Here is a 22,421-nt window from a genome sequence, read left to right on the forward strand (position 1 = left end):
CACTGACACCGCCCTCTGACACCGCCCGCTGACACCGAGGTCCCGTGAGCCGAGCCCCGGTGGGATCGCCGCCTCACCCCCACCTCGTAACCGGCTCAACCCCGCCGCAGCAGCGGCCGTTCCACCAGGGCGTACGACACCAGCGCCACCGCGACCGTCGCCACCATGCCCATCGGGAGCAACTGGTCGTCGGTCACGCCCAGGTCGGAGAGGAGGCGGATGACGGGGTAGTGCCACAGGTACATCCCGTAGCTGAGGTTGCGGCCCACCCAGGCCAGTGCCCCGATCGACAGCAGCCGGGACGGCCACGAACCGGGGACCAGGTCCAGGCCGGCCACCACCGTCGCCGACAGCAGCGCGGCGACCATGAAACCGGCCGTGTACCAGAAGGGGTTCCACGCGCTGGCCCCCGCGATCGGGATCTGCCAGGCGATCAGCCCCAGCAGCGCGAGCGCCGGCCAGCACAGGCGTCCCGCCCAGCGGCGCAGCAGGGCGAGGCGGGGGTCGTCGGCACGCAGCCGGGCCAGCAGTACGGCGAGCAGGGCGCCGATCAGGAGCTGGTCGGCGCGGGTGTCGGGGCCGTTGTAGATGCGGTGCGCGGCCGTGGGGTCCCAGAGGGCGAGGCGCCACAGCAGCGGCAGTACGCACAGTGCGGCGACCCAGGCCAGTACCTTCCGCGCGCTGGTACGGCGTAGGAGGAAGAGGAGGAGCAGGGGCCAGGCCAGGTAGAACTGTTCCTCCACCCCGAGCGACCAGGTGTGGCTCAGCGGGGCGGTCAGGTCCGAGTACGGGCCTGCCTCGCCCGCCCGTACGAGGTTGACCACCGACACCGCCGCCAGCGCCGCCGCCGTCCATGCCCCGTCGAACAGCGGCAGCGGGAGCGTGAGGGAGAGAAGTGCGGTGACCGCGCACATCACCAGCAGGGCCGGGCCGAGGCGCAGCCAGCGGCGGCGGTAGAACCTGCCGAGGCCGATACGGCCCGTGCGGGCGTACTCGGCGATCAGCAGCCGGGTGATGACGAAGCCGCTGAGGGTGAAGAAGACGTCCACGGCCACCGAGCCGCCGGGCAGCGGGCCGGGCGCCACGTGGTACGCGATCACCAGGACGACCGCGACCGTCCGCAGCCCGTCCAGCCCCGCCACCCGCCCACCACCGCGCAGCGCCGACGGAAACCCGCGTCCACCGACGCCCGTGCCGGATCTGCGCCGCGGCTCGGTGGCCTCGGTCACCGTCTTCGCCGTGGCGCTGTCGGGGGTCGTGGGGAGGCTGGAGGTGCTCATAACGACCGCGCCTGCCCAGCTCCGGCGGTGTCACACAAGTTCTTATGGTCCCCACAGCTTCGGCGCCGCTTTCCGGCCACCACACCGTCACCGGTTCTTCACCTGCGGCCCACCCCGCTCGCTCAACCCCACGGGTCCCGCACGGGTCTACTCTGTCGCCGCGAACAGCGGTCATGCGGGTGAGCGGAGACAAACAGGATGAACAGCCGTACGGGAGCCCGTCGACGAGTCGGCGGCAGCGGCAGCGGCAGCGGCAGTAGTAGTGGCAGTGGTGGCGCCGGGCGGCCTGGGGGACGCGGTGCTCGGATACACCGGACGCGTACGACCGTACGTACGACCGGTGGGCCCGTCGTGGCGCCGCCGGTCCGTCCGGACGGCCGGGGCGGTGGCCCGTTGCTGTCCGAGCCCGCGCGGCGTATCGCGGCCGGAAGTGCGCTGTTGCTGCTGATCAGCGGTGTGATCACGGTGGGGGTGTGGTTCTGCATCACCTTCCAGACGGCCGTGACGCCCGTGCTGCTCGCGCTGCTGCTGTCGGCGCTGCTCGGGCCGTTCTACCGGCGGCTGGTCGCGATGCGGTTCAACAAGTCGCTCGCGGCCGGGCTGACCTGTGCCGCGGTGATCCTGGTCATGGGCGGGGCCGCGTACATCGTCGTGAACGCCCTGATCGACACCGGTGATCAGATCATCGACTCCGTGCGGGACGCCGCGAAGGACCTCAGCGAGCGCTTCGACGTGGTCGGCAACGCGCTCGACGAACTCGCCACCAACGCCAAGGACCTGCTGTCCAGCTTCGGCGGCAGCGCGGTCTCCGGGGTGCTGAGCGGAGTCAGCCTGCTCACCGAGATGATCGCCACGGGAACGCTCGCGATCCTGCTCCTCTTCTTCTTCCTCCGCGACTCCGACCGGGCCGTCGCCTCCCTGCACACCCTCGCGCCCCGGGGCACCGGCGCGACTCTGGAGGTCATGGCCCGCCGTGCCTTCCAGGCGATCGAGGGCTTCATGCTCGGCACGACGATCGTCGCGTTCATCGACGCCCTCTGCATCACCGTCGGTCTGCTCATCATCGGGGTGCCGGGTGCGATCGGGCTCGGGGCGCTGGTGTTCATCGGCGCGTACATCCCCTACCTCGGCGCCTTCCTCTCGGGCGCGGTCGCGGTCCTCGTCGCCTTCGCGGACGGCGGGCTGGCCACCGCGGGGTGGGTCCTCGGCGTCGTCACCGTCGTCCAGGTACTGGAGGGGAACGTGTTCCAGCCGATGATCCAGAGCCGCACCCTCCAGATGCACCCGGCGGTGATCCTGCTGGCCCTGACGGCAGGCGCCTCCCTGGCGGGCATCCTCGGCATGCTCCTCTCCGTACCGCTGACGGCGGCGGCCTTCGGGGTGCTGTCGGAGTTGCGGGGGCGGTACGAGGACGCGGCCGAGGGCGCCGTCGGTGCCGCCGGTGCCGCTCCGGGACACCTGAAGGCATAGAAGAGGCACGAAGAGGAGGAAAGAGAAGGGAGAGGACGAAGGTATGGAGACGGCGAGGCTACGGCTCCGGAGGTTCGGTCCGGCGGACGCGTCGGCCCTGGCCGCGTACCGGTCGGATCCCGAGGTGAGCCGGTACCAGTCCTGGGAGCCGCCGGTGTCGCTCGCCGAGGCCGGGCGGCTGGCGGTCACCTTGTCGGCGGGGGACGCCCGTGCGCCGGGGTGGTTCCAGTACGCCGTCGAGCGGCGGGACGTACCGGGGCTGATCGGCGATGTCGGGGTGTGCCGGAGCGAGGACGGACGGCAGGCGGAACTGGGCTTCACGTTCGCGCCGGAGTTCCAGGGGAGGGGGTACGCGAGCGAGGCGGTCGGGCGGGTGGTGGAGTTCCTGCTGGTGGAGGAGGGGCTGCACCGGGTCTCGGCCGGCTGCGACGGACGCAACGCCCGCTCGGCGCGGCTGCTGGAACGGGTCGGGTTCCGCCGCGAGGGCCACCTCGTCCGCAGCACCTGGATGAAGGGGGAGTGGACCGACGACGTGCTCTTCGGGCTCCTCGCCGAGGAGTTCCGCGCGCGGGCCGTACCCGGCGCGAGTCCCGCGCGATAGGGGGTACGGGCCTCGCACCCGGCCAGAGATGCGCTGGTCACCGCCCAGTAGAGTGCGCCTCAGCCCCAGCCGCCGTCCCCCGAAGTCCGACCCGAGGTACCGAGCAGTGAACCAGTGAACCCCGCACGACCAGGCCCCGCCCCCGCCCCCGCCGTCACCGTCGTGGGGATCGGCGCCGACGGCTGGCAGGGGCTCCCCGGTGCCTCCCGCGAGGCGCTGCGCGAGGCCGACGTGCTGATCGGGGGCCCGCGCCAGCTGGACCTGCTCCCGCCCGACTGCACCGGGGAACGCCTCCCCTGGCCCTCCCCGCTGCGCCCCGCCGTACCCCGGCTGCTCGCCGCGCACACCGGCCGCCGTATCGCCGTACTGGCCAGCGGGGACCCCATGTTCTACGGCATCGGACGCGCCCTCGCCGAGGAGGCCGACGACCTGCTGGTCCTGCCGCATCCCTCCTCCGTCTCCTACGCCGCCGCCCGGCTCGGCTGGCCGCTGGAGGACGTGGAGGTCGTCACGCTGGTCGGCCGCCCCCTCGGACGCCTCGCCGCCGCCCTGCACGACGGCCGACGGCTCCTCGTGCTGAGCGCGAACGCGAGTACGCCCGCCCAGGTCGCCGCCCTGCTGCGGGACCGCGGCTTCGGGCCGAGCCGGATGCGGATACTGGAACAACTCGGCGGCGACCGGGAACGTACGACCCCCGAGACCACGGCCGACGACTGGCCCGGGGACCGGACGGCCGGGCACCCCGAAGTCCCCGTGGACCCCCTCAACATCGTCGCCGTGGTCTGCCGTCCGGCCCCGGACACCACGCACCTCGGTGCCGTACCCGGTCTCCCCGACCAGGCGTACGAGCACGACGGTCAGCTCACCAAGCGCCACATCCGCGCCGCGACGCTCGCCGTACTCGCCCCCGCGCCGGGCGAGTTGCTGTGGGACGTCGGCGGCGGCTCGGGGTCGATCGCGATCGAGTGGATGCGTACGCACCCCTCGTGCCGCGCGATCACCGTCGAACGTGACCCGGTACGCGCCGAACGCATCGCCCGCAACGCCGACCGGCTCGGCGTACCCGGCCTGCGTGTCGTCGTCGGTTCCGCGCCCGGCGCGCTGGCAGAACTCCCGCCCCCCGACGCCGTGTTCATCGGCGGCGGCCTCACCGCACCCGGCCTCCTCGACGCCTGCTGGGCGGCGCTGCCGGACGGAGGAAGGCTGGTCGCCAACACCGTCACGCTGGAGTCCGAGGCACTGCTCGCCGACGCGTACCGGCGTCATGGCGGCGAGTTGGCGAAACTGGCGGTGGCGCACGCCGTGCCCGTGGGCGGCTTCACCGGGTGGCGGCAGGCGATGCCGGTGACGCAGTGGGCTGTACACAAACCCCGGGACCTCGTACGGGAAACCTCCAACCCCCTTCCAGGAGACGACAGATGACCGTGTACTTCATCGGCGCCGGGCCCGGCGCCGCCGACCTGATCACGGTGCGCGGCGCCCGTACGCTCGCGGCCTGCCAGGTCTGCCTGTACGCGGGCAGCCTGGTCCCGCGTGAGCTGCTCGCCGAATGCCCGCCGGACGCACGGCTGGTGGACACCGCGGACCTCAACCTGGACGAGATCACCGCCGAGTTGGTACGCGCCCACGGGGAAGGACACGACGTGGCCCGGCTGCACTCCGGGGACCCGTCCGTGTTCAGCGCGGTCGCCGAGCAGATGCGGCGGCTGGACGCGGCCGGGGTGCCGTACGAGGTGGTGCCGGGGGTACCGGCCTTCGCCGCCGCGGCTGCTGCGCTGAAGCGGGAGCTGACCGTGCCGACGGTCGGCCAGACCGTCATCCTCACGCGGGTCGCGCAGCAGGCGACGGCCATGCCGGAGGGCGAGGACCTGGCCACCCTCGGCCGCAGCGGCGCGCTGATCGTGCTGCACCTGGCGGCGAGGTACGTGGACCGGGTGGTCACCGAACTCCTCCCGCACTACGGCCCCGACTGCCCCACGGCGGTCGTCGCGTACGCCTCCCGCCCCGAGGAACTGATCATCCGGGGCACGCTCGACGAGATCGCCGGAAAGGTGAAGGAGGCGGGTGTGCTGCGCACGGCTGTGATCATGGTCGGGCGGACACTGGGGGCGGAGCAGTTCGGGGACAGCCACCTTTACTCGCCGGGGCGGGAGCGCGGCGCGTCCTGAGCGGGGGCGGGACCGAGGCTGAGCCCGACGCACCTGCCCCCCTTACCCGCCTTGCCCCCCTGACCGCCTTGCCCCTCATGACCGAACCCGGACTTCCATGACCGCCACGACGCCCCGGCACGTACTGATCCTCGGCGGCACGACGGAGTCCCGCCGCCTGGCCGAACTGCTCCAGGGAGCCCCGGGGGCAAGAGTCACCAGCTCCCTGGCCGGCCGCGTGGCCACCCCCCGCCTCCCGCCGGGCGAGGTCCGGGTCGGCGGTTTCGGGGGCGCCGAAGGGCTCGCCGCGTGGCTGTGCGAGCACCGGGTGGACGTGCTCGTCGACGCCACCCACCCCTTCGCCGAGACGATCAGCGCCAACGCGGCCCGGGCCGCCGCGACGGCCCACGTCCCCCTGCTCGCGCTCCGCCGCCCCGGCTGGACCCCCGTAGAAGGGGACGACTGGCACGAGGTCGGCTCCCTGACGGAGGCCGCCGCGCTGCTCCCCACCCTCGGTCGTCGCGTCTTCCTCACCACCGGACGCACGGGCCTGGCAGCCTTCGCCGACCATGACTTGGCGGAGCTGTGGTTCCTCGTACGTTCCGTGGACGCGCCCGAGCCCCCGTACCCGGCCCGTATGGAGGTACTGCTCGACCGAGGCCCCTTCACCCTCGACGGCGAGCACGGCGAACGCGAACTGCTGCGCCGCCACCGCATCGACGTCGTAGTGACCAAGGACAGCGGGGGAGCGGCCACGGCCCCGAAGCTCACGGCGGCGCGGGAGGCGGGGCTGCCGGTGGTCGTGGTCCGCAGACCAGCGGCCCCCGAGGGTGTCCCGGTCGTACCCGACCCGGAGTCGGCGGCCAGCTGGATCAGGGAGCAGGGAAGTAGGGAAGTAGGGAAGTAGGGGGAGCAAGGGAGCACTTGAACCTCCTCCCTTTCCGTTCCCTGGCCGAAACCTGACACGCCCTTTGCCGCCCTGATCTTGTACTTGCAACCGATGCGCAGAAGCCTGGTGGATGCGGCGGCTGAAAGCAGCCGCGCGCAGAGAAGCATCGACAGGCATTGAGAAGCATCGAGAAGCATCGAGAAGTAAGGCCACATCCCCATGGCGACCGTGTCCGGTTCCCCTCCCGAGTCCGTCCGGCACCGTATCCGTACGTCGATGACCCGCAAGGAGTGGGCGAGCCTCGGCGGAATGGCCGCCTTCATCCTGGCCCTGCACGTCATCGGCTGGTTCACGCTGGTCGTGATCGTCGCCCCCGAGCACTACAGCCTCGGTACGAAGACCTTCGGTATCGGCATCGGCGTCACCGCCTACACCCTCGGCATGCGCCACGCCTTCGACGCCGACCACATCGCCGCCATCGACAACACCACCCGCAAGCTGATGAGCGAGGGGCAGCGTCCGCTCTCCGTGGGCTTCTGGTTCTCGCTCGGCCACTCCAGCATCGTGTTCGCCCTGGCCTTCCTGCTCTCCCTCGGCGTCAAGGCGTTGGCCGACCCGGTCGCGAACGACGACTCCACGCTCCACAGCGTCACGGGCTGGATAGGCACGACGGTCTCGGGCACCTTCCTCTACGCCATCGCGATCATCAACCTCGTGATCATGGCGGGCATCTGGAAGGTCTTCCGCCAGATGCGCACCGGCCACTTCGACGAGGACGCACTCGAAGAGCAGCTCAACAAGCGCGGCTTCATGAACCGCCTCCTGGGCCGCCTGATGAAGTCGATCACCAAGCCGTGGCAGATGTACCCCCTGGGCCTCCTCTTCGGCCTCGGCTTCGACACCGCCACGGAGATCGCCCTGCTCGTCCTCGCGGGCTCGGGCGCGGCGTCCGGACTGCCCTGGTACGCGATCCTGTGCCTGCCGGTCCTCTTCGCGGCAGGCATGTCCCTGCTCGACACGATCGACGGTTCGTTCATGAACTTCGCCTACGGCTGGGCCTTCTCCAAGCCGGTCCGCAAGGTCTACTACAACCTCACGATCACCGGCCTGTCGGTCGCCGTGGCACTCATCATCGGCACGGTCGAACTACTGGGCCTGATCGCAGAACAGGCGGACCTGCACGGGCCGTTCTGGAACTGGGTCTCCGGCCTGGACCTCAACATCATCGGGTACGTCATTGTCGGGCTGTTCTTCGCTACGTGGGCGGTGGCGCTGCTGGTGTGGAAGTTCGGGCGGATCGAGGAGAGGTGGACGGCGGGGTTGGCGGAGAAGAGGTGAGGGGGGTGCAGCGGGGCTCTGTTTTCCCACCCACCCGCCCTTACTGCCGCTTCAGCACAGGTCGGGGTGTCTTGGTCCGTTCGGTGTTTGCAGGGCCAGGCTGGTTCCGCTCAGCTCTGATTTCCCGCCCGCCCACCCGTTTACTGCCTCTTACCCAGCCCAGGCCGGGGCCTCTCAGCCTGTCCGGCGTTTGAGGACGAGCGCGTTCAGCGCGATAGGGGGGTCTGGGGGCGCAGCCCCCAGGGATGGGTACGGGTAGGGGCGGCGGGGGCGAAAACTTGCTCGGCTGCTCCCAACCCCTCGCCCCCTACCCCTCCGGATACCTCCGAGGAGTCCAAACAACCTCCCCCCCATCCCCCCGCCGAACCACCCGCGTCTGTGACGACCCGACCAGCAGGATCGTCCGCATGTCGACCTTGGCCGGGTCCAGGTCGGCCAGCCGCACCACCCGCACCCGCTCCCCCGAACCCCCCACATCCCGAGCCACCACCACAGGCGTCTCAGGCGCCCGGTACTCCAGAAGCAGCTCCCGCGCCTTGCCCACCTGCCAGGTACGGCTGCCGGACCCGGGGTTGTACAGCGCCAGCACCAGATCCGCCGAGGCCGCCGCGCGGAGCCGTTCCGCGATGACCTCCCAGGGCTTCAGCCGGTCGGAGAGGGAGATGGTGGCGTAGTCGTGGCCGAGCGGAGCGCCCGCGCGGGCCGCCGCCGCGTTGGCCGCGGTCACCCCCGGCAGCACCCGCACCGGCACATCGGCGTACTCCTTCTGCGAGGCCACCTCCAGCACGGCCGTGGCCATCGCGAAGACCCCGGGGTCACCGCCCGACACGACAGCCACCCGCCGCCCGCGCCGGGCCAGGTCGAGCGCGAACTCCGCCCGCTCCGACTCGACCCGGTTGTCGGAACCGTGCCGTACCTGCCCCGCCCGTACCGGCACCCGGTCCAGATAGGTGGTGTAGCCGACCAGTTCGTCGGCGGCGGCCAGCGCGCCCCGCGTCTCCGGCGTCAGCCACAACGGGCCCGCCGGACCGGTCCCGACCACCACCACCTCGCCCCGCTCCCGCGCCGCCGGCCGCTCCACATCCACCCTGCTCGGCAGCACCGCCACCGAGAAGTACGGCACCGACTCCGGGTCCACGTCCGCCAGTTCGGCCAGCCGCTCCCCGGCCATCGTGGCCCGTTCGACGTACCGCGCCTCACCGAGCCGCCCCGAACTCTCCAGCGCGCTGCGGACCTTGGTGAAGGTGCGCCCCAGCTTCATCACCACGGCGACGTCCGTCGCGGCGAGCCGTGCCGCCAACTCCTCCTCGGGCAGGGTGCCCGGCAGGATCGTCAGTACTTCCTCGCCCTCGGCGAGGGGCGTACCGAGGCGGGCAGCCGCCGCCGACACTGACGTGACACCGGGGATCACCTCGGTCTCGTACCGGTCCACGAGTCGTTTGTGCATGTGCATGTAGGAGCCGTAGAAGAGCGGGTCGCCCTCGGCGAGGACGGCGACCGTGCGCCCGGCGTCCAGGTGCGCGGCGAGCCGCGCCGACGCCTCCGCGTAGAACTCGTCCATCGCGCCCTGGTAGCCGCCGGGGTGGTCGGTGGTCTCCGTCGTGAGCGGGTAGACCAGCGGCTCCTCGATGTGGTCGGCCCGGATGTGCTGCGCCGCGATCGAACGCGCGATCGACCGTCCGTGCCGGGCACTGTGGTACGCGATCACATCCGCCCCGGCGATGACCTCGACGGCCCGTACGGTCATCAGCGACGGATCACCGGGCCCGAGCCCGACCCCGTACAGCCGCCCGACTTCGAACTGTTCAGTACTGCTCATCCGTCGGCTCATTCCACTTCACTCGCCATCGCGTTCAGCGCGGCGGCGGCGAGGGCGCTGCCCCCGCGACGGCCGCGTACGACGAGATGCTCCAGGCCCGACGGATGCGCCACCAGCGCGTCCTTGGACTCGGCCGCGCCGATGAAGCCGACCGGGACCCCGATCACGGCGGCGGGCCGGGGAGCACCCTCCTCGATCATCTCCAGCAGCCGGAAGAGCGCGGTGGGCGCGTTGCCGACGGCGACGACCGAACCCTCCAGCCGGTCCCGCCACAGCTCCAGCGCCGCCGCGCTGCGCGTGGTGCCGAGCTTGGCGGCGAGGTCGGGGACGGCCGGGTCGGAGAGGGTGCAGAGCACGTCGTTCCCGGCGGGCAGCCGCTTGCGGGTCACCCCGCTGGCCACCATCTGTACGTCGGTGAAGATCGGCGCCCCGGCCCGCAGCGCCTCCCGGGCGCGGGCCACGACGCCGGGCGTGTACGACAGGTCCCGTACGAGGTCGACCATCCCGCAGGCGTGGATCATCCGGACCGCGACCTGGCTGACGTCGGCGGGCAGGCCCGCGAGGTCGGCCTCCGCGCGGATGGTGGCGAAGGACTGGCGGTAGATGGCCGCGCCGTCCTTCTCGTAGTCGTACGTGGTCACGGTGTTCTTCTCACTTCGGGTTCGCGTCGGTGCGGCTCGGGTCGTTCATATGGTGATGGCGGTGGTCGCGTCGATGGCCGCCAGGGCTGTGGCGAGGTCGGAGGGGTGGTCCAGGTCAGTGAAGGTGCTCCGGGGCTCCGCCCCCTCCACCGCCCTGGAGAGGCGGTAGCCGCCGCCCTCCGGGGCCGCGACCACGTCCACCCGGTCGCCCCGGGGATGTCCGCAGCGGCGTTCGCACCCGGACCAGTACACGGGGAGACCGTACGGGGAGACCGCGTCGAGCGCGCCGGCCGCGTCGGTACGGACATCCGCCCGCGACTTGGCGCAGCCGGGCTGCCCGATGCACGCGCCGACGCGCAGCCAGGGCGAGCCGGGGTCGGTGACGAGACCGGTGGCGGCGAGACGCGCGAGCGACTCGTGCGCGTCCGCCGCTGTTGCTGCCGCTGTCGCTGCCCCTGTTCCAGGCGCTGTTGCTGTCGGCGGCGCCTGTGTGGGAAGTACCACACCGCGCCACGGGGTGAGACGCAGCTCACCGGCACCGCAACCGGTGGAGGCGATCCGCGTCAGCTCTCGCCACTGCGCGGCCGACAGCCGCCCCAGGGGCACGTGCACGGACAGCCCGTTCCGGACGGCACCCGGGGCCGGTCCGTCCGTACGGTCGGTCGTACGGGCCCGGCGTTCGTGGCCGATGCCCCCGGCGGTCAGCCGTCGCCCCACCGCGTCGAGCAACTCGCCCTCGGTGAGCGGGAGTTCGGCCACCCGCCAGACACGGCCACCGGGCGCCCGTATCGCCGCTTCCACGGCCAGTTCGAGAAAAGTCTCCGCAGCCGCCAGCGCCGCCCCCGGCGCATCCTCGGCCGATATGCGCAGGGCCGCCGCACCGGACGCATCGCACGCCCCGAGCCCGAGTTCCGCGTCGCCGTCCGCCGTCGCCCGCAGGGTCACATCGGCGTCGAGGCCGGTCATGTCGCCGCGGCCGTCGTCGAGGGCGAACAGGAACCGTCCCGAGAGGCCGCGCGCCGGTTCGCTCGCGCACAGCGCGGTGTCGAGGGCGGTGAGCCAGGGACGTACGGCGAAGTGGCCGTGGCCGTGACTGTGGCCGTGTCCGTCGAGGCCGGAGAGGGGGGAGGCGACGATGTTGCGGACCCGTTCGTGGGTCGGTGAGGGGAGCAGACCTGACTCTGTCAGCAGGCTCGCCAACTCCGCGCCGCAGTCGTCCGCCAGGCCCCGGACCTGCACGTTGCCGCGCGAGGTGAGGTGGAGGTCGCCGTCGCCGAGGCGGCGGGTGACCTCGGCGAGGGTCTCCGCCTGGGCGGTGGTCAGGACGCCGCCGGGAATCCGTACGCGGGCCAGCGCGCCGTCGTCCGCCGCGTGCAGCCGGAGGGTGCCGGGGCAGGCGTCGCCGAGGTCCCGTGAGGCCGCTGTGGCCTGAGGGGACGGACGGAGGGCAGCCGAGGACATGGCGGCGAGCATACCCACCCCCACCTGCGATGTACCGTGCGCCCACCTGCGGTCTACCGTGTGCCCTCGTCGCCTGCCTCACCCGCCCCACCTGCGATGTATCCTCCGCCCTCGTCCCCCGCCCCTTACCATTCCGCCCTTACTATGCTGATCGGCGGATCATCCGATCCGCCGTCGCCATGACGGCGACAGGGGAGGAAGCCGGTGCGAGTCCGGCGCGGTCCCGCCACTGTGAGTCCGGCCGACGAGGTCCGGGCGAGTCAGGAACTCCCGCAGTCCGACACCGCCCGGGGCGCGGACACCCCGAGGAAGGCCGACGCCGCATGCTGCACTCATCCGAGGGGCTCCCGCCGAACCCTGGCGTCCTGCTCCTGTCGACGTCAGACACCGACCTGCTCAGCGCCCGCGCGGCCGGCGGCCCGGTGCCGTACCGCTTCGCCAACCCCTCCCGGCTCCTCCTCGACGACCTCCCGGCGCTGCTCGACGGCGTCGGCCTGGTCGTCGTACGCCTCCTCGGTGGCATCCGCGCCTGGCAGGACGGCCTCGATCTGCTGCTCGCCGACGGCCGCCCGGTCGTCGTCCTCACCGGCGAACAGGCCCCGGACGCCCAGCTGATGGCCGCCTCGACCGTCCCGGTCGGCATCGCGGCCGAGGCGCACGCCTACCTCGCCCACGGCGGCCCGGCCAACCTCGAACAGCTCGCCCGCTTCCTCTCCGACACGGTCCTGCTGACCGGCCACGGCTTCGACGCCCCGGCGCCCGCGCCGAGTTGGGGCCCGCTGGAGCGCGAGTCGAGGGCGGCGGCCCCGGGGGAGGACGGTCCGACCGTGGCCGTCCTCTACTACCGCGCCCACCACATGAGCGGCAACACCGCCTTCGTGGACGCCCTTTGCACGGCGATCGAGGACACCGGCTCCCGCGCCCTCCCGCTGTACGTCGCCTCGCTCCGCGCCCCCGAGCCCGAGCTGATCGACGAACTCCGCGCCGCCGACGCCATCGTCACCACGGTCCTCGCGGCGGGCGGCACCAAGCCCGCCGAGGCCTCCGCGGGCGGTGACGACGAGTCCTGGGACGCGGGCGCGCTCACCAGCCTCGACGTGCCGATCCTCCAGGCCCTCTGCCTGACCGGCTCGCGCGCCAACTGGGAGGAGAACGACGAGGGTGTCTCCCCGCTCGACGCGGCCAGCCAGATCGCCGTACCCGAGTTCGACGGCCGGCTCATCACCGTCCCGTTCTCCTTCAAGGAGATCGACGAGGACGGCCTCCCGGCGTACGTCGCCGACCCCGAGCGCGCGGCCCGCGTGGCCGGAATCGCCGTACGCCACGCGCGACTTCGCCACATCGCGAACGCCGACAAGCGCCTCGCCCTCGTCCTCTCCGCCTACCCGACCAAGCACTCCCGCATCGGCAACGCGGTCGGCCTGGACACCCCGGCGAGCGCGGTCGCGCTGCTGCGCCGACTGCGGGAAGAGGGTTACGACTTCGGGGGCGCCGACGTCCCCGGGCTGGCGTCCGGAGACGGCGACGAGCTGATCCGCGCGCTGATCGAGGCGGGCGGGCACGACCAGGACTGGCTCACCGAGGAGCAGTTGGCGCGCAACCCGGTCCGTATCCCGGCGGCGGACTACCGCCGCTGGTTCGCGACGCTTCCCGAGTCGCTGCGTACGTCGGTGGAGGAACACTGGGGCCCGGCGCCGGGCGAGATGTTCGTGGACCGCAGCGCGAACCCGGAGGGCGACATCGTCCTCGCGGCCCTGCGCTTCGGCAACCTGCTGATCCTCATCCAGCCGCCGCGGGGCTTCGGCGAGAACCCGATCGCGATCTACCACGACCCGGACCTGCCGCCGTCGCACCACTACCTGGCGGCCTACCGCTGGCTCGCGGCCCGCACGGACGACGGCGGCTTCGGCGCCGACGCGATGATCCACCTGGGTAAGCACGGCAACCTTGAGTGGCTGCCCGGCAAGAACGCGGGCCTCTCGGCGGCCTGCGGCCCCGACGCGGCCCTGGGTGACCTGCCCCTCGTCTACCCCTTCCTGGTCAACGACCCGGGCGAGGGCACCCAGGCCAAGCGCCGCGTGCACGCGACGCTCGTCGACCACCTGGTGCCGCCGATGGCCCGCGCGGACTCGTACGGCGACATCGCGCGCCTGGAGCAACTCCTCGACGAATACGCCCAGATCGCGTCGATGGACCCGGCGAAGCTGCCGGCGATCCGCGCCCAGATCTGGACCCTGATCCAGGCCGCGAAGCTGGACCACGACCTCGGCCTCGCGGACCGCCCGGAGGACGACGGCTTCGACGACTTCCTGCTCCACGTCGACGGCTGGCTGTGCGAGGTCAAGGACGCCCAGATCCGCGACGGTCTGCACGTCCTCGGCAACCCGCCGAAGGGCGCCGACCACGTCAACCTGGTTCTAGCTGTCCTCCGGGCCCGCCAGATCTGGGGTGGCACCCAGGCCCTGCCCGGCCTGCGCGAGGCACTCGGCCTCGACGAGTCGGCCGCGACCCGTACGACGGCCGACGCGGCGGAGGAGAAGGCGCGAGCGCTGGTCCAGGGGATGGAGGACGCGGGCTGGGCCCTGTCCGCCGTTCCCACGGAGCACGGCGAACAGGTGGCGGCCGTACTGGAGTTCGCGGCCCGCGAGGTGGTACCCCGCCTGGCGGCCACGACGGCCGAACTCGACCACACCGTCCACGCGTTGAACGGCGGCTTCGTCCCGGCGGGCCCCTCGGGCTCCCCGCTCCGGGGCCTGGTGAACGTCCTCCCGACGGGCCGCAACTTCTACTCGGTGGACCCGAAGGCGGTCCCGTCCCGCCTGGCCTGGGAGACGGGCCAGGCCCTCGCCGAATCCCTGGCGGAGCGCTACCGCACGGACAACGGCGAGTGGCCGACGTCGGTGGGCCTGTCGCTGTGGGGCACAAGTGCCATGCGCACAGCGGGAGATGACGTGGCGGAGGCGTTGGCCCTCCTCGGCATCCGCCCGGTCTGGGACGACGCCTCGCGCCGCGTGACCGGCCTGGAACCCATCCCCGCCGAGGAGTTGGGCCGCCCCCGCATCGACGTCACGCTCCGCATCTCGGGCTTCTTCCGGGACGCGTTCCCGCACACGATCGGCCTGCTGGACGACGCGGTACGCCTGGCGGCCTCGCTGGACGAGCCGGAGTCGGTGAACCACGTACGCGCCCACGTCCAGGCGGACCTGGCGACCCACGGCGACGAACGCCGGGCCACGACCCGTATCTTCGGCTCCCGCCCGGGAACGTACGGCGCGGGCCTCCTCCAGCTCATCGACTCCCGCGACTGGCGCACGGACGCGGACCTCGCCGAGGTCTACACGGTCTGGGGCGGCTACGCCTACGGCCGCGAACTCGACGGCCGCCCGGCGCGCGAGGAGATGGAGACGGCGTACAAGCGGATCGAGGTCGCGGCGAAGAACACGGACACCCGCGAGCACGACATCGCGGACTCCGACGACTACTTCCAGTACCACGGCGGCATGGTGGCCACGGTCCGCGCCCTCCGGGGCACGGCCCCCGAGGCCTACATCGGCGACTCCACCCGCCCGGAAACGGTCCGCACCCGCACCCTGGTGGAGGAGACGTCGAGGGTCTTCCGAGCCCGGGTGGTCAACCCCAAGTGGATCGAGGCGATGCGCCGCCACGGCTACAAGGGAGCCTTCGAACTCGCGGCAACGGTGGACTACTTGTTCGGCTACGACGCGACCACAGGCGTGATCGCCGACTGGATGTACGACAAGCTCACGGAGACGTACGTCCTGGACGAGACGAACCGCGAGTTCCTGCAGCAGGCGAACCCATGGGCCCTGCACGGCATCGCGGAGCGACTGCTGGAGGCGGAGTCACGGGGGATGTGGGAGAAGCCGGATCCGGCGGTGCTGGAGGGGTTGCGGCGGGTTTATCTGGAGGCTGAGGGGGAGTTGGAGGACCGGTAGGGGCCTGGAGGGATCGCTAGGGGTCTGGGGAGCGGGGGAGCAGCGGCGTAACGGGGCAACGGGGTAACGGAGTAACGGGGTAAGGGAGTAGGCGATCAGGAAGCCGTTGCGTCGATCTCGGCGATCAGAGCCTCGATACGGGCTCTGATCTCGTCGCGGATGGGCCGGACGGCCGCGACCCCCTTCCCCGCCGGATCCGCCAACTCCCAGTCGAGGTACCTCTTGCCGGGAAAGACCGGGCAGGCGTCGCCGCACCCCATGGTGATGACGTAGTCGGACGCCCGCACGTCCTCGGCGCTGAGCATCTTGGGCCGGGCGCCCGCGATATCGATCCCGACCTCCCGCATGGCCTCGACGGCGGCCGGATTGACCCGCTCTCCGGGTACGGACCCGGCGGAGCGCACCTCGATCCGGTCACCGGCGAGATGGCCGAGGAAACCGGCGGCCATCTGCGAGCGCCCGGCGTTGTGGACGCACACGAAGAGGACGGAGGGGGTGGGGGAGCCGGACGGGACGGAGGGGAGCGGCGTGGAGTGCATGGGAGCTTCCTTCTCGATCCGATCGAAGGTTCAGTTCAGCCCTGACTGGTATCAGTCTGTGCTGATGTGAAAGTATCAGCCCATGCTGATGCCGGTCGACACCGACCTGATGCGAGTCCTGGCGGACCCGCTCCGCCTGCGGATCGTCACCCTGCTCGCCCGGGAGACGCTCTGCAGCACCCACCTGATCGAGGAGACGGGCGCGGGCCAGACGAACCTCTCGAACCACCTGAGGGTGCTGCGCGAGGCGGGGGTGGTGGACACGGAGCCGTGCGGCCGTTTCACGTACTACCGGCTGCGCCCGGAGGCCATCGCGCCCTTGGCGGACGGCTTCGCGGAGCTGGCGGAGGCGGCGCGAGCGACCACCGAGAACGGGATCAAGCGGTCATGCCCCTGAGGGCGAGGGCGGCGGCCGAATTCCTGGGCACCGCACTCCTCGTGGCGATCGTGATCGGCTCGGGCATCCAGGCGGCCGAGCTGACGACGGACATCGGAGTGCAACTCCTGGCGAACTCGCTCGCCACCGTCTTCGGCCTTGGCGTCCTGATCCTGCTGTTCGGCCCGGTCTCGGGGGCGCACTTCAACCCGGTGGTCACCTTGGCCGAGTGGTGGACGGCCGGGCGGGGTGCCTCGGTCGGGGAGGTCGCGGTGTACGTCTCCGCGCAGATCGCGGGTGCGATCACGGGAGCGGTCCTGGCGGACGCGATGTTCGGCGAGCCGCTGGTCCGCTGGTCCACGCGGGACCGCTCGTCCGGTCACCTGCTGCTGGGCGAGGTGGTGGCCACCGCCGGCCTGATCCTCCTCATCCGCGGCCTGACCCGCACCGACAGCCTGCGACACGCGCCCGCGGCGGTGGCCTCGTACATCGGCGCCGCGTACTGGTTCACGTCGTCGACGTCGTTCGCCAACCCGGCGGTGACGATCGGCCGTGCGTTCAGCGACACGTTCGCGGGGATCGCGCCGGGGTCGGTGCCGGGGTTCGTGGGGGCGCAACTGGTGGGCGGGGTGATCGGGTTGGCGCTGGTGGCGCTGATCTTCGTGCCCGAACGACCGGCTGAATGACCTGGGGTTCCCCCCGCCGTCAGCCGGAGGCGGGCGACGCGACGCCGAGCAACTGCCCCATCGCGGCCAGTACGGACGGCTCGACACGGTAGTAGACCCAGGTGCCGCGCCGCTCGGAGGCGAGCAGACCGGCCTCCCGGAGCTTCTTCAGGTGATGGGAGACGGTCGGCTGGGAGACCCCGACGTCGGAGATGTCACACACGCACGCCTCGCCCCCCTCGTGCGACGCGACCAGCGAGAACAGCCGCAGCCGCACGGGATCGCCGAGCGCCTTGAACATCGCGGCGGTCCGCTCGGCCTCCGGGGCGGTCAGTGGCCGCTCGGTGAGCGGCGGGCAGCACGGCACGGGGGCGGCGGGGCCCAGGAGGGAGGAGGCTGAGGCTTCGAGTTTCGGCACGTATCCATACTGCCACGCACTGATTATATGAACGTCTATATTGACATCCATCAATACAAGAGGGAGGCTGGACACCGCAACAACACAACGACACGACATGGAGATCGCCATGAACTCCCGAGCGCAACTGGCTCTACGGGTCCCCGACCTGGCCGCATCCGTGGCCTTCTACACCCGGCTCTTCAACACCGAACCCACCAAACTCCGCGACGGCTACGCCAACTTCGCCCTCACCGAACCCCCGCTCAAGCTCGTCCTGATCGAGGGCCGAGGCGAGGAGACGACCCGCCTGGACCACCTCGGCATAGAGGTCGACACCACCGAGGCGGTCCACACGGCCACCACCCGCCTGGCCGCCTCCGGCCTGCCGACGGACGTGGAGAACGACACGACGTGCTGCTACGCCCTCCAGGACAAGGTCTGGGTTCACGGCCCGGGCCGCGAGGCGTGGGAGGTGTACGTCGTGAAGGCCGACGCGAACTCCCTGGCCAGGCAGGAGGAGAGCGCGTGCTGCGCCGAGGGGGCGGAGGAGGACGCCGGGCAAGAGGAGCCGACCAGGGTGAACAGCTGCTGCTGACCCCGGATGACCGCCTCGCCTGCACGGCGAGGAGCGCCGCCGGCCGGACGTCGGCCCGGCCCCCTCGTCCGGCCTGGGCGCACAGTGGCGGAGATCCGCCGGTAACCAACACCTGGCAGCATCCACAACCGCCGGACTCCGAGTCGATCCAAAGAGCCCGCCCCGAGGTGGTCCCGCATGACAATGAGCACGGCACTGTGGTCTTTCGCCCTCGTCGTCGGGCTTCTCGTCGTCACCCCGGGACTGGACACGGCGGTCATCCTGCGCACCCGCGCCTGAGGGTGGTCCTGGGCATCCAGACCGGCACGCTCGCCTGGGGCGCGCTCACCTCGCTCGGCGTGACCGCCCGGGGCGCCTGGACCGGGTGACCGGCACGGTCGTAGCGGCCTTCGCCGTACGCCTGGCCCAGGACGACCGGATGACGACATAGGGACGGACGGAAGGACGTATAAGTCCCCAAGGCTTGCCCGATGTCCACTCCTCACCGACTACCGACTACCGACCACCGGACAGGCAACGGTCCTCAGCCCTGCTTCTCCCCGAGCGCCGCCCGCAGCCACTCCAGTGACCCGGAGGCGAGGACCTCGGGCATACCGGCGACCTGATCGGCGGTCACGGCCTGCGGGTCCGCGTCCGGGGCGTACTTCTTGCCGAGGTGGTTGACGTCGCCGGTACGGGTCTCCTGGGAGTCGTGCCACACGGCGAGGTAGGCGGCGCGGGCGGGGTCGGCGCCTTCGAGTTTGGCGATGATCGTGGCGAGGAGGGCGGTACGCCAGGAGTGCTCGGCCACGGACAGGTCATCAGTCACGGCCTGGTGTGCGCGGTCAACCTCTCCGACCGGCCGATGCCACTCCCCGCCGCCTGGAGCCCGCTCCTCACCTCAGGACCGCTGAACAAGGACGGAATGCTGCCGCCGGACACCACGGTCCTACTACTGGACTGACCGACGTTCGGCGACGGAATCACCCGAGCCGATCTCCCCCGCGCCCAGTCGCGCCCGAATACGCCAGGGCCTGTCCGGTGTTCCTCCCCGCCGACCGGACAGGCCCTGGGCCATATCCAGGCTGCAGTGGCTTCGACAGCCCGTTTATCGCCGTGACGAATGCCGACAGGCTGATCAGACCAGTTCTGCGGCCAGGGCGCGGAGCGCGGGGACGAGTTCGGGGTGATCTCCGCGTGAAGCAGACTGCAGCAGTTCGGTGATGACGATGATCTGTGCGACGCGTCCGGGTTCTGTCTTGAGTACGGGGAAAGTGTCCCGGACACGCTGGACGAATCCCGGCACGAGCAGGGAGTAAGCCAGCAGCATGGCCGCGTCGTAGCCGGCCGGCGCCTGGCCGAAGCCTTCCCAGTCGAGGAGGTAGGGGGTGGTGTTCGTGAGGTTGGCGGTGTGCAGGTCTCCGTGGGCCGTCGTCCAGTCCGTGATCCGGGGGCCGGGGATGCCGAGGAAGCGGGGGACGCTGCGGTCCACCCACTCCTGGCGTACGGCCACGCGGTCCGTCGGGACCCTGCTCACGTAGTCCAGGTCCTCTCGGAGCGAGTCCCACCACGAGACCGGCGGATCGGGATCCGTGTGCAGGACTGGGCTCGGAGAGACAGCGGGTTCGGTGACGTACTGGTGCAGTTCCGCGCGGTAGGCGTGGCCGTCGCTGCTCGCGTCCGAGGTGTCGTACAGCAGTGGTTTGCGGACGTGCCGGTCGAACAGGGCGGCGGCCTGTCCGTTGCCCTCCCAGATCTTCCCGGCCGCCTTGTCCTCGGGTGCCGAGAGCAGCCTTAGCCAGCAGACTCCGCGGTCCGGGTGCTGGACGCGGCTGCTGAGGGTGCGGCCGTACCAGCCCCAGACCTCCGGACCGACGACCGTGGTGTTCAGCGTCTGCGCGGCCTGGACGAATGCTCGGTGCATGCGCTGTTGGTCGGCGAGGTCAGTCGGTGGCGAGTACATCCAGCACCTTTCGCAGCGTGGGGACCGGGATGGCCGGGCTTCGCAGAGCCGCTTGCGCCTCGGCCCAGTGTGCCGGGGTGGAGGTGGAGAGCAGAATCCGCGTCATTCCCGGGCAGGAGGCCGTGGCGAGGAGACATGCCTGGGGGACGGTGAGATCCGGGCTGAGGAGTGCGGTGAGTTCGGGTGTGGCCAGGTGAGGAAGTTCCCCGCCGAACAGGGGCGCTGAGGCGTACACCTGCCATCCGAGTTCGGCTGCCTGAGCGATGGGACCATCTCCGTCCAGGGCCTGGCCGAACGCGGTGGCGGTGACGAGGGATACGGGCAGTTGGATGGCTCGCAGGTGGTGGTGTTCCGTGCCGGCGGCTTCGGCCGCCAGTTGGTGCAGGGAGGGGACGCTCAGGACGCCGGTGTCGAAGCCGTCCCAGGTCGCGACGCCGTACGCGCCCAGGGTGCCCGCTGCCGCTTCTGCTTCCAGGGCGATGAAGGCGTCGCGCAGGGACTCGTAAGGGTCGCCGTAGGCGCGCTCGGGGTTGTGGGCGAAGACGAGGTCCAGGTGGGCGCGGCCGAGTTCGGTGCGGTTGCGGGAGCACTGCCAGTGCACGTACGGGGTGCTCAGGCAGTGTCCGTGTTTGGCGGCACCGGTGGTGAGGGCTCCGTCGGCGACGGCGTCCTTGATGGCCCGGTCGGTGAGGAAGCCGATCTTGGTGGAGATCGGGACGCGGTGCTGGGTGAGAACCGGGGCGAGTAGCGACTGGGCTTGTCCGTTGAGGTAGTTGGGCGCTGTGTCGATCCATGCGGTGGTCGGGTCGGTGGCTGCGCGGATGACGGCGTCGGACAGTGCGGACGGCTGGATGCGGTAGGTGCCCAGACCGAGAGAGGGGATCGTCATCGTCGGTCTCCTTGCACCACTGTGGCCGCTTGGCCGTTCAGCAGATCGGAGACGACGGCCGTCACGTCCGCCATAGGGATTCCGGTTGCCGCGACCAGTTCGCCGAGGGAGACAGTGCCGGGTGCGGCGGACGTCAGGCGCTGAAGCAGAGGCAGGGCCTCCTCGGCCAACTCCCATTCGTTGTCGCAGGCTCGGAAGATCACTCCGTCCCCGTCGGGTGCGGGGCCGATCTGCGCGCGACTGCTGGTCAACTGGATGTGGATGTCCGGGTCTGCGGGGAGTCCGGTGATGTGAGGAAGGCTCGGGCGGAGGCGGGTGAGGTCGGTGCTGTCACGCATCGCCGTGTACCGGCCGAGCAACCCGGGGTCTTCAAGGGCGGTGGTGACTTCCTTGCGCAGTCGTTCCAGGTATGCGGCCTGTTGCGCTGCGGTGGCGTGTACGGGCAGGTCCTCGCGCAGGACGTCGTGGCGGCGTAGGTCGTCGGCGAGCCAGGACAGCAGCTGCGCGCCGGTGGTGGTCTGGATGCCGAAGGTGAGGTGGAGGGAGTGCTCGCCTTCGGAGGCGGCCACCGAGTGCCACCAGCCGCGCGGGAGATAGAGCATGTCGCCGGGTCGCAGGACCAGTTCCGCGACCGGTTCCTCCGGCGGTGGTTCGGGTTCGTCGGTGTCCTTGTACATGGGGGCGGTGCGTGTGGGGCCGTACAGCTTCCAGCGTTTGGTGCCATCGATCTGGATGACGACGACGTCGTGGTCGTCCCAGTGCACGCCGAAGCCCTCGCGGGCGGTGAAGGAGGAGTACAGGTTGGTCTGCACGCCGGTGCGTAGCCACTGCTCCAGTTCCATGGCGGCGCGGCCGATGGGTGGGTGGAGTTCGTCGACGGCGTCGATGACCAGGGAGGCGCCCTCGGCGAGTCGGGCGTGCAGTTCGGTGGGGTGCAGGCGCTGCCAGACAGTGTGTCGGCGGGTGGTGACGGGAGCGGTGTAGCGGTGGGCGGGCAGCATCTCACCGTCCGCCGAGAGGCGGAAGCGGGGCGGCTCCAGGCGGTGGGTCGCCAGGATCGTGTTGACGTCGTTCCAGGTGATCAGCTCGCCTGGGTTCGGGACGGCGGACGGGATGTAGCGGTAGCGGCGGTGGAGCACCTGGGCCAGGAACTCGTCCTGGCCCAGGTGAGCCGCCAGATTCAGCGGCGACAACGCTTCTCCTCCTGGATCAGTCGTTGCCGTCGGTACGGCCGGTGCTGCCGCCGTCGGACGGGGTGACGCCCCGCTCGCGGGCGGCCTGGATGCGGCGACGTGCCTTGACCAGCCCGGCCTGGGCCTGTCCGGTCGCCGGGGTGGTGCTCTCGTTCGGCATTGATCCTCCTGGAGTTCGGGATGAAACGGCATTGCGGACCCGCCCCGGACGGCGCTAGAC

Annotated in this window: 21 protein-coding genes, 1 pseudogene and 1 riboswitch; of the genes and pseudogenes, 11 read left to right on the plus strand and 11 right to left on the minus strand. The window is 71.2% G+C overall.

Annotation, left to right across the window (positions count from 1 at the left end):
- Positions 1 to 95 precede the first annotated feature (95 nt).
- Complete coding sequence (locus tag CW359_RS24500; protein ID WP_105972263.1) at positions 96 to 1,280, minus strand: acyltransferase family protein; 1,185 nt, start codon at positions 1,278 to 1,280, stop codon at positions 96 to 98.
- Positions 1,281 to 1,478: 198 nt separating this feature from the next.
- Between CW359_RS24500 and CW359_RS24505 the strand changes: the two genes are divergently transcribed.
- The 6 genes from CW359_RS24505 (at position 1,479) to nicT (ending at position 7,725) form a co-directional block, all read left to right on the plus strand.
- Positions 1,479 to 2,750 (plus strand): AI-2E family transporter, encoded by a 1,272-nt coding sequence (locus CW359_RS24505; protein ID WP_232838573.1) that lies wholly within the window; start codon positions 1,479 to 1,481, stop codon positions 2,748 to 2,750.
- 43 nt (positions 2,751 to 2,793) lie between these two features.
- Entirely contained in the window at positions 2,794 to 3,351 is a 558-nt protein-coding gene (locus tag CW359_RS24510; RefSeq protein WP_105972264.1) for a GNAT family N-acetyltransferase, read from the plus strand.
- A 114-nt stretch (positions 3,352 to 3,465) separates the two neighbouring features.
- Positions 3,466 to 4,773 (plus strand): precorrin-6y C5,15-methyltransferase (decarboxylating) subunit CbiE, encoded by a 1,308-nt coding sequence (cbiE, locus tag CW359_RS24515; protein WP_105972265.1) that lies wholly within the window; start codon positions 3,466 to 3,468, stop codon positions 4,771 to 4,773.
- Entirely contained in the window at positions 4,770 to 5,519 is a 750-nt protein-coding gene (cobM, locus tag CW359_RS24520) for a precorrin-4 C(11)-methyltransferase (protein ID WP_105972266.1), read from the plus strand. The genes cbiE and cobM overlap by 4 nt, the downstream gene beginning before the upstream one ends.
- 97 nt (positions 5,520 to 5,616) lie before the next feature.
- Positions 5,617 to 6,405, plus strand: a complete 789-nt coding sequence (locus CW359_RS24525; RefSeq protein WP_105972267.1) for a cobalt-precorrin-6A reductase — start codon at positions 5,617 to 5,619, stop codon at positions 6,403 to 6,405.
- A gap of 258 nt (positions 6,406 to 6,663) precedes the next feature.
- Positions 6,664 to 7,725: a Nickel transporter NicT gene (gene nicT / locus CW359_RS24530; RefSeq protein ID WP_105972344.1), complete on the plus strand. Its 1,062-nt coding sequence runs from the start codon at positions 6,664 to 6,666 to the stop codon at positions 7,723 to 7,725.
- 307 nt (positions 7,726 to 8,032) lie between these two features.
- Here nicT and CW359_RS24535 read toward each other — a convergent pair whose 3' ends face one another.
- Genes CW359_RS24535 through CW359_RS24545 form a run of 3 tightly spaced genes read right to left on the minus strand, consistent with a single transcriptional unit; the run spans position 8,033 to position 11,658 of the window.
- A complete protein-coding gene (locus tag CW359_RS24535) occupies positions 8,033 to 9,544 on the minus strand; it encodes a precorrin-2 C(20)-methyltransferase (RefSeq protein WP_105972268.1) in 1,512 nt (503 codons plus the stop codon).
- Between the two features lie 8 nt (positions 9,545 to 9,552).
- Positions 9,553 to 10,185, minus strand: coding sequence for a precorrin-8X methylmutase (locus CW359_RS24540; RefSeq protein ID WP_105972269.1), 633 nt, complete (start codon positions 10,183 to 10,185; stop codon positions 9,553 to 9,555).
- Positions 10,186 to 10,230: 45 nt separating this feature from the next.
- On the minus strand, positions 10,231 to 11,658 hold the full coding sequence (locus tag CW359_RS24545) for a cobalamin biosynthesis protein CobG (protein WP_198655368.1): 1,428 nt from the start codon (positions 11,656 to 11,658) through the stop codon (positions 10,231 to 10,233).
- 126 nt (positions 11,659 to 11,784) lie between these two features.
- Positions 11,785 to 11,935: riboswitch (cobalamin riboswitch) on the plus strand.
- Positions 11,936 to 11,969: 34 nt separating this feature from the next.
- On the opposite strand from CW359_RS24545, the gene cobN reads away from it, so the two are divergent.
- The gene (gene cobN / locus CW359_RS24550; RefSeq protein WP_105972271.1) at positions 11,970 to 15,602 is read left to right on the plus strand and encodes a cobaltochelatase subunit CobN; all 3,633 of its coding nucleotides are present in this window, start codon (positions 11,970 to 11,972) and stop codon (positions 15,600 to 15,602) included.
- A gap of 95 nt (positions 15,603 to 15,697) precedes the next feature.
- Here the strand turns inward: cobN and CW359_RS24555 are convergent, their stop codons facing one another.
- The gene (locus CW359_RS24555) at positions 15,698 to 16,141 is read right to left on the minus strand and encodes an arsenate reductase ArsC (RefSeq protein WP_105972272.1); all 444 of its coding nucleotides are present in this window, start codon (positions 16,139 to 16,141) and stop codon (positions 15,698 to 15,700) included.
- An 82-nt stretch (positions 16,142 to 16,223) separates the two neighbouring features.
- Between CW359_RS24555 and CW359_RS24560 the strand changes: the two genes are divergently transcribed.
- Positions 16,224 to 16,538: an ArsR/SmtB family transcription factor gene (locus tag CW359_RS24560; RefSeq protein ID WP_105972273.1), complete on the plus strand. Its 315-nt coding sequence runs from the start codon at positions 16,224 to 16,226 to the stop codon at positions 16,536 to 16,538.
- Entirely contained in the window at positions 16,529 to 17,203 is a 675-nt protein-coding gene (locus tag CW359_RS24565; protein WP_105972274.1) for an aquaporin, read from the plus strand. The genes CW359_RS24560 and CW359_RS24565 overlap by 10 nt, the downstream gene beginning before the upstream one ends.
- A gap of 19 nt (positions 17,204 to 17,222) precedes the next feature.
- On the opposite strand, the gene CW359_RS24570 is transcribed toward CW359_RS24565, so the two are convergent.
- Positions 17,223 to 17,600, minus strand: coding sequence for an ArsR/SmtB family transcription factor (locus tag CW359_RS24570; RefSeq protein WP_105972275.1), 378 nt, complete (start codon positions 17,598 to 17,600; stop codon positions 17,223 to 17,225).
- A 109-nt stretch (positions 17,601 to 17,709) separates the two neighbouring features.
- Between CW359_RS24570 and CW359_RS24575 the strand changes: the two genes are divergently transcribed.
- Entirely contained in the window at positions 17,710 to 18,177 is a 468-nt protein-coding gene (locus CW359_RS24575; RefSeq protein ID WP_105972345.1) for an ArsI/CadI family heavy metal resistance metalloenzyme, read from the plus strand.
- Positions 18,178 to 18,736: 559 nt separating this feature from the next.
- Here the strand turns inward: CW359_RS24575 and CW359_RS24585 are convergent.
- Positions 18,737 to 18,985: pseudogene (locus tag CW359_RS24585) on the minus strand (HD domain-containing protein); the annotation flags it as partial.
- Positions 18,986 to 18,991: 6 nt separating this feature from the next.
- On the opposite strand from CW359_RS24585, the gene CW359_RS45425 reads away from it, so the two are divergent.
- The gene (locus tag CW359_RS45425) at positions 18,992 to 19,120 is read left to right on the plus strand and encodes a DUF3459 domain-containing protein (protein WP_332874993.1); all 129 of its coding nucleotides are present in this window, start codon (positions 18,992 to 18,994) and stop codon (positions 19,118 to 19,120) included.
- 174 nt (positions 19,121 to 19,294) lie between these two features.
- Here CW359_RS45425 and CW359_RS24590 read toward each other — a convergent pair whose 3' ends face one another.
- From CW359_RS24590 to CW359_RS45930, 4 genes are read right to left on the minus strand one after another with little or no spacing between them, the layout of a single operon-like run.
- Entirely contained in the window at positions 19,295 to 20,080 is a 786-nt protein-coding gene (locus CW359_RS24590; protein ID WP_232838576.1) for a phosphotransferase, read from the minus strand.
- Between the two features lie 19 nt (positions 20,081 to 20,099).
- Positions 20,100 to 21,008, minus strand: a complete 909-nt coding sequence (locus CW359_RS24595; RefSeq protein ID WP_105972277.1) for an aldo/keto reductase — start codon at positions 21,006 to 21,008, stop codon at positions 20,100 to 20,102.
- On the minus strand, positions 21,005 to 22,201 hold the full coding sequence (locus CW359_RS24600; RefSeq protein WP_105972278.1) for a cupin domain-containing protein: 1,197 nt from the start codon (positions 22,199 to 22,201) through the stop codon (positions 21,005 to 21,007). The genes CW359_RS24595 and CW359_RS24600 overlap by 4 nt, the downstream gene beginning before the upstream one ends.
- Positions 22,202 to 22,217: 16 nt before the next feature.
- Positions 22,218 to 22,361 (minus strand): hypothetical protein, encoded by a 144-nt coding sequence (locus tag CW359_RS45930; protein WP_198655369.1) that lies wholly within the window; start codon positions 22,359 to 22,361, stop codon positions 22,218 to 22,220.
- Between the last annotated feature and the right edge of the window lie 60 nt (positions 22,362 to 22,421).

This window comes from Streptomyces geranii (assembly GCF_002954775.1).
Taxonomy (GTDB): Bacteria; Actinomycetota; Actinomycetes; order Streptomycetales; family Streptomycetaceae; genus Streptomyces; species Streptomyces geranii.